Raw genomic sequence first — 11,870 nt, 5'->3', positions numbered from 1 at the left:
ATGTCCACCGAGGCCACCGTGGCCGGCGCGCCGAACCCGTCCAACGGGTCCACCGGGTCCACCGGCTCCAACGAGGAGAAGCTCCGCCACTTCCTGCGGATGACCGCCACGGACCTGCGCGAGACCAAACAGCGGCTGCGGGAGGCCGAACAGGCCGGCCGGGAGCCGATCGCGATCGTCGCGACCGGCTGCCGGCTGCCCGGCGGCGTCCGCTCCGCCGAGGACCTGTGGCACCTGGTGAGGGAGGGCACCGATGCGATCGGCGCCTTCCCGGCCGACCGGGGCTGGGCGACCGGGCCCGAGGGGGACGCCGCCGGCTCCACCACCCGGCAGGGCGGATTCGTCCACGAGGCCGCCGAGTTCGACGCGGACTTCTTCGGCATCTCGCCCTTCGAGGCGCTGGCGATGGACCCGCAGCAGCGCCTGCTGCTGGAGACCGCCTGGGAGACCGTGGAGCGCGCCGGCATCGACCCGCTCGCGCTGCGGCGCAGCCGGACCGGCGTCTTCGTCGGCGCCTCCGCGCTCGGCTACGGCGGTGGCCGGCCGGTCGCCGCCCCGGAGGTGGCGGGCCACCGGGTGACCGGCGGCTCGATGTCCGTGGTCTCGGGCCGGGTCTCGTACGTGCTCGGCCTGGAGGGCCCGGCGGTGACCCTGGACACCGCCTGCTCCTCGTCCCTGGTGGCCCTGCACACGGCGGCGCAGGCGCTGCGCGCGGGGGACTGCGACCTGGCGCTGGCCGGCGGCGTGACCGTGATGGCCCGGCCGACCGCCTTCGTGGAGTTCGCCCGGCAGAACGGTCTGGCGGCGGACGGGCGGTGCAAGCCGTTCGCGGCGGCGGCGGACGGGACCGGGTGGGGCGAGGGCGTGGGCCTGCTGCTGCTGGAACGGCTGTCGGACGCGGTGCGCAACGGGCATCCCGTCCTCGCGGTGGTGCGCGGCAGCGCGGTGAACCAGGACGGCGCGTCCAACGGGCTGTCCGCGCCGAACGGCCCCTCGCAGGAGCGGGTCATCCGCCAGGCCCTGGTGAACGCGGGGCTCTCCACGGACGAGGTGGACGTGGTGGAGGCGCACGGCACGGGCACGACGCTGGGTGACCCGATCGAGGCCCGGGCGCTGCTGGCCACCTACGGGCGCGAGCGGACCGGTGAACCGTTGTGGCTGGGGTCGGTGAAGTCGAACATCGGGCACACCCAGGCGGCGGCGGGTGTGGCGGGTGTGATCAAGATGGTGATGGCGATGCGGCACGGGGTGGTGCCGAAGTCGCTGCATGTGGATGCGCCGTCGCCGCATGTGGACTGGTCGTCGGGTGCGGTGGAGCTGCTGGCGGAGTCGGTGGAGTGGCCGGAGAGCGGTCGGCCGCGCCGGGCCGGGGTGTCTTCCTTCGGGATCAGCGGCACCAACGCCCACGTGATCCTCGAACAGGCCCCGGAACCGGCGGAGCCGCTGCCGGAGCCGCCCGCCGGGCCCGGGGTGGGCGGACTCGTTCCGTGGGTGCTGTCGGCCCGGACCCCCGAGGCGCTGCGGGCCCAGGCCGCCCGGCTGCGCGACTGGGTCCGCGAGCACCCGCAGGCCGGGCCCGCCGATGTCGCCTGGTCCGCCGTCACCGGCCGGGCCCTGCTGGAGCACCGTGCCGTGCTGCTCGGCCGTGACCTCGCCGAGCTGACGGCCGGGCTGACGGCGCTCGCCGACGGCGTGCCCCGGCCGGCCGGAACCCCGGCCGTGGTGACCGGGGCGGTGCCGCGTGGCGCGGGGGCGGTCGGCAAGCACGCCGTGGTGTTCACGGGTCAGGGGGTGCGGTGTGCGGGTGTGGGGCGTGAGTTGTATGCGGCGTTCCCGGTGTTCGCGGCGGCGGTGGACGAGGTGTGCGGGGCGTTCGAGGGGGTGGTGCCGTTCTCGGTGCGGGAGGTGTTGTTGGGGGAGCCGGGGGAGGGTGGTGAGGGTACGGGTGTGGTGCAGCCGGTGTTGTTCGCGTTCGAGGTGGCGTTGTACCGGTTGTGGCGTTCGTGGGTTGCGGTGCCGGAGGTGGTGCTGGGGCATTCGCTGGGTGGGATCGTGGCGGCGTATGTGGCGGGGGTGTTCTCGTTGGAGGGTGCGGTCGCTCTGGTGGCGGCGCGGGCCCGGTTGATGGGTGGACTGCCGTCGGGCGGGGCGATGCTGGCGGTGGGCGCGAGCGAGGCGCAGGTGGTGGCGCTGCTCGCGGAGCGTGCGGTGGGGGTGGTGGGGATCGCGGCGGTGAACGGTCCGGCGTCGGTGGTGGTCTCGGGTGAGGCCGAGGCCGTGGAGGCGGTGCGGGTGCTGTGCGGGGAGCGGGGGTGGCGCTCCTCGCGGCTGGCGGTGTCGCATGCGTTTCATTCGGTGCTGATGGAGCCGGTGTTGGCGGAGCTGCGGGAGGTGGTGGCGGGCATCAGCTTGTCGGAGCCGTCGATCCTGTTCGCGTCGGATGTGACGGGCCGGGTGGCGACGGCGGGGGAGGTGTGCGATCCGGAGTACTGGGTGCGGCAGGTGTGTGAGCCGGTGCGGTTCGCGGACGCGGTGGCCGCGGCCCGGGCCGAGGGGGCCTCGGTGTTCGTGGAGCTGGGCCCGGAGGCGGCGCTGACGCCGATGGTCGCGGAGTGCACGGCCGGGACCGACACCACCACCGTCCCCGCCCAGCGCTGCGGGCGCGACCCGAGGGAGACCCTGGCGGCGGGACTCGCCACCGCCTTCGTCCGCGGCACCCCGGTCGACTGGGCCCCGGCCGTGACCGGCGCCCGCCGGGTGGACCTGCCGACCTACCCCTTCCAGGGCCGCCCCTACTGGCTCGCCCCCGAGCCGCCCGCCGCGGACCCGGCCCCGCAGCCCGCCGCCGAGCCCGCGGACGGCGGATTCTGGGAGGCCGTGGAGCAGTCCGACGTCGACCGGATCACCGCGCTGCTGGACATCCCCGCGGACGCGCCGCTGGGCGACCTCCTTCCCGCGCTCTCGGCCTGGCGCACCGAGGACCGCACCGCGCGGACCGCCCGGTCCTGGCGCCACGAGCTGCGCTGGGAGCCGTGGACGCCCGCCGCCCCCGACGCCGCGCCCACCGGGCGCTGGCTCCTCGTCCACCCCGCCCCCGCCGGCGAGATCGCCGCCGCGGTGGGGGAGGCGCTGACCACCGGCGGCGCCCGGGTCCTGCGCCGCGAGCTCGACGCCGGGGCCGCCGACCGGGCCGAACTCGCCGCCTGGCTCCGCGAGTCGGCCGGGGAGCCGGGCCTCGCCGGGGTCGTCTCGCTGCTCGGGGCGGCGCCCGCCGAGGTGGACGACGGCGCAGCGGGCCTGGTCCGCGCCGTGACGGCCACCGCCACCCTGGTCCAGGCGCTGGCGGACGCGGACGTCGCCGCCCCGCTCTGGTGCCTGACGGCCGGCGCCGTCTCGGTCCTGGGCGAGGACGTGGCCTCCGCGACGGGCGCCGGGATCTGGGGCCTGGGAGGCGTCATCGGCCTCGAACACCCGCGCAGCTGGGGCGGGTTGGCCGACCTTCCGGCCACCCCCGACGAGCGCTCCCTGACCACCCTGCTCGGCGTCCTGGCCGATGCCGGGGGAGAGGACCAGTTCGCGATCCGTCCGCTCGGCACCTTCGGCCGCCGCCTGTCCCGCCCCGCCGGCCCGGACGGCCCCGCTCACCCCGACCGCCGCTGGCGGACCGGCGGCACCGCACTGATCACCGGCGGCACCGGGGCCCTGGGCGGGCACGCGGCCCGCTGGCTCGCCGCCCGCGGGGCCGAACGGGTGCTGGTGCTGGGCCGCCGGGGCCCCGACACCCCCGGCCTCGACGAGCTGCGGGCCGACCTCGCGGCCGGCGGCGCCGACCTGGTGCCGATCGCCTGCGACCTCACCGCCCCGGACGCCACCGACCGGCTCCGCGAGGCCCTGGGCGAGGAACTCCCGCGGATCCGCACCGTGCTGCACGCCGCCGGTGTCGCCGGCCCGGCCCGGCTGCTCGACACCGACCCGGCCGCGATCGCCGCCACCGTCACCGCCAAGGCCGCCGGGGCGCTGGCGCTGGACGACCTGTTCGCCACGGCCCGGCTCGACGCCTTCGTGCTGTTCTCCTCCGGTGCCGGCGTCTGGGGCGGGGCCGCGCAGGGCGCCTACGCGGCCGCCAACGCCCACCTGGACGCCCTCGCCCGGCGCCGTCGCCAGCGCGGGGTCACCGCCACCGCCGTCGCCTGGGGACCCTGGGCCGCCGGCGGCATGGCCGACGGCGAGGCCGGCCGCCACCTCGGCCGGCTCGGGGTGCGGCCGATGGACCCGGCCACCGCCCTGACGGCCCTCGGCCAGGCGCTGGACGAGGACCTGACCTGCGTGACGGTCGCCGACGTGGACTGGACCCGGCTCGCGCACAGCTACGCCGCCGCCCGCCCCCGGCCACTGATCGCCGACCTCGTGGCGGTCGCCGCGGAGCGCCCGGCGGGCCCGGCGCCCGAAGCCGAGCCGCACCCGCTCCGGGACCGTTCCGCCGAGCGCTCCCCGGCCCGGCTCGCCGCCGAACTGCTCGACCTGGTCCGCACCGAGACGGCCGCCCAGCTCGGTCACGCCGACGCCGGCGCCGTCGACCCGGACCAGCCCTTCCGCGGGATGGGCTTCGACTCGCTGGCCACCGTCGGGCTCGCCCGGCGGCTCGGCGAGGCCACCGGCCTCGACCTCCCCAGCACCCTGGTCTACGACCACGCCGACCCGGCGGCGCTCGCCGCGCACCTGGCCCGCGTCCTGGAGGACGGGAGCGCCGCCCGCCACGTGCCGCGGCCGGGCACCGAGGAGTCCAACGAACTGCTCGGCTCCGTCTACCGCGAGCTCGCCCTGCGCGGGCAGATGGACGACGCGGAGGCGCTGCTGGTCGGAGCGTCCGGCCTGCGCGAGGTCAGCGCCGACCTCGCGCACCTGGCCGCCCTGTCCGGCCACGTGCGGATGTCGCAGGGCGGCGAGCACCCGCGGCTGATCTGCTTCCCGCCGTTCGCCCCGGTCGACGGCACCATCCAGTTCGGCCGGCTGGCCTCCGCCTTCGACGGGTTCTGCGGCACCGCCGTGCTGACCGTCCCCGGCTTCCGCACCGGCGAGCCGCTCGCCGCCTCCCGCGACGTCCTGCTGGACCTGCTCGCCGACGCGACCCTGCGCTGCGCCGAGGGCGAGCCGTTCATCCTGCTCGGCTACTCCTCCAGCGGCTGGCTCGCCCACGGCGTCAGCAGCCGGCTCCGGGCGGCCGGCACCGCGCCGGCCGGCCAGGTGCTGCTGGACACCTACCTGCCGGCCACCATGTCGCGCCGCATGCGCAAGGCGATGAACTACGAGGTGATCGTGCGCCGCCAGGCGTTCACCGCGCTCGGCTACACCGGACTCACCGCGATCGGCAGCTACCGCCGGATGTTCCGCGGCTGGGAGCCCGAGCCGGCCGCCGTGCCGACGCTGTTCGTCCGGCCGTCGCGCTGCGTCCCGGGCTCACCGGAGGAACCGATGACCGGCGAGGACTGGCGCTCCTCCTGGCCCCACGACCACACCGCCGTGGAGGTCGAGGGCGACCACTGCACCATGATCGGCGAACACGCGGACCAGACCGGCGCCGCGGTGCGCACCTGGATCGAAGGGCTGGTCCGGGCCACCCCGTGACCCCGCCCGCGCCCCCCGCACGACCGCATGACCGTACGACCGCACCATCGACGAAAGGACCATCACCCATGCCCCGGACCACGCCCGCGACGCCCGCCCCGCTGCTTCCGGCCCCCGGCTCGACCGGCCACCTCGACGCGGCCTTCCTCGCCGACCGGGCCGCCATCCAGGACGTCGTCGCCGCCTACAGCCTGTACTACGACTCCGGCGACTTCGACGCGCTCGGCGACCTCTTCACCGAGGACGCCAGCTTCACCTTCACCCCGGCCCCCGAGGGCTTCCCGCCGTCGGTGACCACCCGCGAGCGGATCGTCTTCGCGATGGCCGCGCTGTACCGCCACCACACCGAGAAGCGCGGCGCCCACCAGCGCCACCTCACCGGCAACACCGTCGTCGTCCGCCTGGACGGGAACACCGCCGAGGCGCGCTCGCTGCTCTCCGTCACCTTCGCCCTCGACGACGGCAGCCACGAGATCGGCCGCAGCGGCTCGTACGTCGACCTGCTGGAGAAGGACGGCGGCCGCTGGCGCATCGCGAGCCGGCACCTGTGGCTGCGGGACCTGCCCCGGATCACCGCCACCACCCCGGACGGACCGGAGGGACAGGCATGATCCCCGTCCTGGACCTCGTCCAGATCTCCTCCCTGCCCGACGCGGAACGCGAGCTCGGGCAGCTGGCCCGCCGTCACCCGGTGGTCCGCACCCGCCAGGCCGACGGCACCGAGGCGTGGACCGTCCTCGGCGCCGAGCCCTCCCGGCGGCTGCTCGGCGACCCCCGGCTCTCCAGCGACCTCCACCGGCACGCGCCGCAGGCCGCGCAGATCCCGGACAGCCCGATCGTCCTCTTCGAGCAGGACAATCCGGAGCACGCGCGCTACCGCCGGCTGGTCAGCGCCGCCTTCGCCTCCCGCGCGGTGCGCTCGCTGGAACCCCGCCTCGTCGAGATCGCCCGCGGCCTGCTGGACGGCCTGCCCGCCGAGGGCGAGGCCGACTTCGTGGCCGCCTTCGCCAACCCCTTCCCGCTGGAGGTGATCTGCGAGCTGCTCGGCGTGCCGCGGGAGGACCGCGAGGTGTTCCACACCCGGGTGAAGAACATGGACTCGCCCTCGGCACCGGTCCGCCAGGCCGCGACGGACGCCTTCGCCGCCTACTGCACCAACCTGGTCGAGGCCAAGCGCCGGCAGCCGACCGAGGACCTGCTGAGCGAGCTCGTCGGCGCCCGGCTGGACGACGGCCAGGCCCTCACCCGGGAGGAACTCGTCGGCTTCTGCTCCGTCCTGCTGTTCGCCGGACACGTCACCACCGCCTATGTCATCGCCAGCGCCCTGCTCGAACTCCTCAACCACCCAGACCAGTTGGCAGCGCTGCGGGCCGACCCGGAACTCGTGACGAGCGCCGGCGAGGAGGCGCTGCGCTACCGGGGCTCCCTGCTGTCGACCACCAACCGGGTCGCGCTCGACGACATCGAGATCGAGGGCGTGGTCGTCCGCAAGGGCGAGCTGGTCCGCTTCCTGCCGTCGGCCGCCAACCGGGACCCGGCCGTCCGCGCCGACCCGCACGCCTTCGACCTGCTGCGCCCGACCACCGGGCACCTCGCCTTCGGCCACGGCCCGCACTTCTGCCTCGGCCACCAGCTGGCCAGGCAGGAGATCAGGGTCGCGCTGACCGAGACCCTGGCCCGCTTCCCGGTGCTGGAACTCGCCGTCCCGCCCGGCCGGTTGACCTGGCGTCCCTCGGACTTCCTGCGCGGGCTCGCCGAGCTGCCGCTGCGCTTCGCCCGCTGACCGGCCGTACCGGCCCCCACGAGAAACGGATTCCCCCGATGTCCGACCCCGAGCTCCAGGAGCTGAGCGGGCGCTGGCTCCGGCAGTACCGCCCGGCCCCCGACGCCGCCGTCACCCTGGTCGCCTTCCCGCACGCCGGCGGCTCCGCCAGCTACTTCCAGCCGCTGTCCGCCGCGCTCGGGCCGCAGACGGAGGTGCTCTGCCTGCAGTACCCGGGCCGCCAGGACCGCCGCCACGAACCCTGCCTGGACACCGTCGAGGCGTTCGTCGACGCCATCTGCACGGTGCTGCGCCCCCGCACAGACCGTCCCCTGGTGTTCTTCGGGCACAGCATGGGCGCCGTCCTCGGCTACGAGACGGCCCGCCGGCTGGAGGCCGAGCGCGCCGTCGACCTGCTCGGCCTGATCGTCTCGGGCCGCCGCTCGCCGACCACCACGCGGCACGAGACGGTGCACCTGCGCGACGACGCCGGTGTCATCGCCGAGGTCCAGCGCTTGAACGGCACCGACAGCGCCCTCCTGGAGGACGAGGACATCCGGCGGATGATCCTGCCGTGTCTGCGCGCCGACTACACGGCGGTCGAGACGTACGCCCACCGCGCCGGCCCGCCGCTGCGCTCGCCGATCACCGTCCTGACCGGCGACGCCGATCCCCAGGTGACCCGGCAGGAGGCGGAGCGGTGGTCGGAGGTCACCTCCGGCGGCTTCCGCCTCCACTCCTTCCCCGGCGGCCACTTCTACCTCAACTCCCAACAGGGCCCCGTGACCAGGGCGCTCACCGACTCCCTCACCGCCTTCCGCACCGCCGCGGCCTCCCCGCGGCCCTGACCCGTCGGCCGCCCGCGCCCCGGCACCCCGCCGGGGCCCGCGCGGTACCGCCGGAGGGGCACGGGCGGTGCCGCCGGACCCCTGTGACGTGGTTCCGGTCAGGAGGGGAGCGATTCGGGACAGAGCCCGGGGATCCGGGGAGGCGAAGGGCGGGGGGCTGCCTACTGTCGACTGCCCGGATCGTGTGCGCCGCCGAGTAGGGAGAACTCACCGTGCCGTCGTTGCTCCACTACGAGATCCTCACGGATCCGACCTCGCTCCAAGTCTCCCGTCCCGGAGCGCCGTCGGTGGGGACGGTGTACCTGATCGTCTCCAACCCGCACCTGGCCGACGTGACGTGGAAGCACATCGATGTGCTGATCCCGGTCGGCACCGGCAGCGGCCACCTGACGGACAGCACCGCCGCGATCATCGCGAGCATCCCCACCAGGAGCTACCAGCCGCTGCCCGGCGAGGACGCCCCGACCTTCACCCTGCACCCGCTGGGCGGGGGCCGCTACCGGGCCGCGGCCCCCTCGGGACAGGAGATGACGATGCCGGGACAGGGGCACCTGGTCCTGCAGCTGGAGAACATCCAGGTCTCCGACCGGGCGGGCCTGGCCGTCGTGTCGATCCACGAGATCGCCCACGACGGCGACCTCGGTGCGCAGCCGTCCAACGTGCCGGGGGTCTACTACGGCACCACGCTCGGACTGGTGAAGCAGGCGCCGCGGCTCCCGCAGAACCTCCGGGCGGACCTGTCCCTGGTGGGGGCGGGTCAGAACGTCGTCCTGCGCTGGGAGGGGCCGGACAGCCTCCGGTACTGGATCCGCTATCCGGACGGGGCCCTGGAGGACGTCGCGCCGCCGGTGCGTTCCGCGCCGACACCGTACGGTCCGTACCAGCACACGCCCGGCCGCCCCCTGACGCGCGGCACCACCTACACCCTGGTGGCCGGGACCGTGGACGCAGCCGGGCAGCGGCACGAGGGGTACCTCCTCACCACCACCGTCCACGCGTTCGTCCCCGAGTTCGCCGGCGGGGTGCGCGCCCCGTGGATCGAGGGCACGACGGACCGGGGCCGGGTCACCTTCACCGGGGACGGCGTGAGGGTCGACGACCGCGCCGGTTCCCCGGGGACGGTCGAGGCCGGGACCGCCGATGTCCACCACGACGTGAGGACCACGACGGTCAGGGGACGCGGCGCGGACTCCGGCTGGATCGACTTCCCGGCGAACGGCATCCGCGTCTACCAGGGTGCGGGCGACCACGTGTGGGGAACCGTCGCCGCCGGCGAGGTGGACGTGAACGACCTGCGGACCCGCCGGGCGAGGGTGGCCGAACGCCTCACCGTCGAAGGCTCGCTGACGGTCGATCACGTGCTGGACACGCAGGACGGACCGCCCCGGCTGGTCGTCCACGGCCGGCTGGAGGCCGAGGGGAACGCCGTGGTCGGCGGTGACCTCTCCGTCAAGGGCAGGGCGGCGGCCGAGAGCGTGACGACCGGGTCGGTCCAGGGCCGCGACGACAACGGCGGCCGGATCGAATTCTCGCGGACCGGGGTCAACGTCTACAAGGAAGGGAAGAAGCGGGGGACCGTCACGGCGGGCAAGGCCGACCTGAGCGAGTTGGTCACCGGCGGCGACGCCACCGTCAAGGGGACGATCTGGGGCAACTTCCTGTTCGTCAAGGGGCAGAGCACGTTCGAGAAATGGGCGGAATTCAGGGACGGCATCGGCGTCACGCACGGAAACTTCAGCCTGGGCACCAACGTCTCGTACGGCGGCGTGTACATCCGCGGCGACATCAGCGCCTCCGGGCAGTTCCACGGGAACCGCACGTAGAAGGGGCGGTTCCGGGGGAGGGGCGCCGGAGCAGTCCGGTGCCCCTCCGAGGGCACCCCGCCCGGGGGCACGAGCAGGGCGTCCGCCATGGCCCGGCCCCGGCGGGTTCCCGTGGTGCGGTTCCGGTCAGGAGGGGAGCGATTCGGGACAGAGCCCGGGGATCGGGGGATTCGAAGGGTGAGGGGCTGCCTACTGTCGACTGCCCGGATCGTGTGCACCGCCGAGCTAGGGAGAACGCGCCGTGCCGTCCTTGCTCCACTACGAGATCCTCACGGATCCGACCTCGCTTCAAGCCTCGCGTCCCGGAGCGCCGTCGGTGGGGACGGTGTACCTGGTCGTCTCCAACCCGCACCTGTCCGACGTGACGTGGCGGCACATCGACGTCCTGATCCCGGTCGGCACCGGCAGCGGTGACCTGACGGACGACGGCGCGGCGATCACCGCGACCATCGCCACCAGGAGCTACCAGCCGCCGGTCGGCGAGGAGGTCCCGGACTTCACGCCGTACCCGGGGAGCGTGGGCCGCTTCCGGGCCGCGGCCCCCTCGGGGCGGGAGGTGACGCTGCCGGGACAGGGGCACCTGATCCTGAAGCTGGAGAACATCCGGGTCTCCGGTCAGGCCGGTCCGGCCGTCGTGTCGATCCACGAGATCGCCCGCGGCGGCGACCTCGGTGCGCCGAGGTACAAGGCGGGCCTCTACTACGGCACCACGCTCGCACTGGTGAAGCAGACGCCGCAGGTCCCGCAGAACCTCCGGGCGGACCTGTCCCTGGTGGGCGCGGGCCAGAACGTCGTTCTGCGCTGGGACGGACCGGACAGCCTCCGGTACTGGATCCGCTATCCGGACGGGACCCTGGAGGACGTCGCGCCGCCGGTGCGTTCTGCGCCGACGCCGTACGGGCCGCACGAGCACACGCCCGGCCGCCCCCTGACGCGCGGCACCACCTACACCCTGGTGGCCGGGACCGCCGACGGCACCGGACAGGTGCAGGAGGGGTACTTCCTCACCACCACCGTCCACGCGACCGTCCCCGAGTTCGCCGACGGGGTGCGCGCGCCGTGGGTGGAGGGGACGGCGGATCGGGGTCGGGTGACGTTCACGTCGCAGGGTGCGCGGGTCGACAACGACGCGCATGCGCCGGGGACGGTGGCGGCGGCCGAGGTGGACGTGGAGAGCGTGGTCGCCACCGGCGGGGTGCACACGCCGTGGGTGGAGGGGACGGAGAACAAGGGCCGGGTCACCTTCGCCACGGACGGCGTGGAGGTCCGCACCTCGAACGGGAACCTGGGAAGGGTGACGGCCGACAACATCACCACCCGGCTGGTCCAGGGCAGCACCGACGACGCCGGCTGGATCACCTTCCCGGACCGCGGCGTCAACGTCTACCACGGCCACAACGCCACCCCGGGCGTCCTCACGGCCGCCCGGGTCGACGCGGAGGAGGGCGTCAACACCCCGTGGGTGGGCCGGCGCGAGGCCGGCCAGGGCTGGATCGACTTCCCCGCGAACGGCATCCGCGTCCACCGCGACGGCGGCGACAGCCGGGGCGACATCGCCGCCGACACGGCCGACCTCAACGAGCTGCACGCCAACGAGGCACAGGTGAAGGGCCGGCCCATCGAGTCCGGCGGCAATCCGTCCCACGACCTGGGGGTCGACCCGTCCTAGAGCGCCCCTGAGGAGCAGCGGCCGTGGGGGGGGGCCCCCCCCCGGGGGGCGGCCCCCCCCGCCCCCCCGCGGCGGCCGGGCGGGGGGGGGGGGGGCCCGCCGCCCCCCCCCCGCGCCCGCGGCCCACCCCGGGGGCGCCACCG

6 protein-coding genes are annotated in these 11,870 nt (G+C 75.1%); all 6 read left to right on the top strand.

Going from position 1 to position 11,870, the window contains the following annotated elements; all coding sequences use genetic code 11:
• The 6 genes from ACFXAM_RS12470 to ACFXAM_RS12445 all read left to right on the top strand — a co-directional run bounded on the left by ACFXAM_RS12470 (window position 1) and on the right by ACFXAM_RS12445 (window position 11,727).
• Window positions 1-5,625, top strand: a complete 5,625-nt coding sequence (locus ACFXAM_RS12470) for a type I polyketide synthase (protein ID WP_380290223.1) — start codon at window positions 1-3, stop codon at window positions 5,623-5,625.
• Window positions 5,626-5,693: 68 nt separating this feature from the next.
• Window positions 5,694-6,236: a nuclear transport factor 2 family protein gene (locus ACFXAM_RS12465; protein WP_380290221.1), complete on the top strand. Its 543-nt coding sequence runs from the start codon at window positions 5,694-5,696 to the stop codon at window positions 6,234-6,236.
• Window positions 6,233-7,408, top strand: coding sequence for a cytochrome P450 (locus tag ACFXAM_RS12460; RefSeq protein WP_380290220.1), 1,176 nt, complete (start codon window positions 6,233-6,235; stop codon window positions 7,406-7,408). The genes ACFXAM_RS12465 and ACFXAM_RS12460 overlap by 4 nt, the downstream gene beginning before the upstream one ends.
• Window positions 7,409-7,446: 38 nt before the next feature.
• Window positions 7,447-8,235, top strand: a complete 789-nt coding sequence (locus ACFXAM_RS12455) for a thioesterase II family protein (RefSeq protein WP_380290218.1) — start codon at window positions 7,447-7,449, stop codon at window positions 8,233-8,235.
• Window positions 8,236-8,447: 212 nt separating this feature from the next.
• A complete protein-coding gene (locus ACFXAM_RS12450) occupies window positions 8,448-10,058 on the top strand; it encodes a hypothetical protein (RefSeq protein ID WP_380290216.1) in 1,611 nt (536 codons plus the stop codon).
• 241 nt (window positions 10,059-10,299) lie between these two features.
• Entirely contained in the window at window positions 10,300-11,727 is a 1,428-nt protein-coding gene (locus ACFXAM_RS12445; RefSeq protein ID WP_380290214.1) for a hypothetical protein, read from the top strand.
• Window positions 11,728-11,870 lie beyond the last annotated feature (143 nt).

It is taken from the genome of Kitasatospora sp. NPDC059462, from assembly GCF_042749955.1.
Lineage (GTDB): Bacteria > Actinomycetota > Actinomycetes > Streptomycetales > Streptomycetaceae > Kitasatospora.
This window is presented reverse-complemented; position numbering and strand designations above follow the sequence as displayed.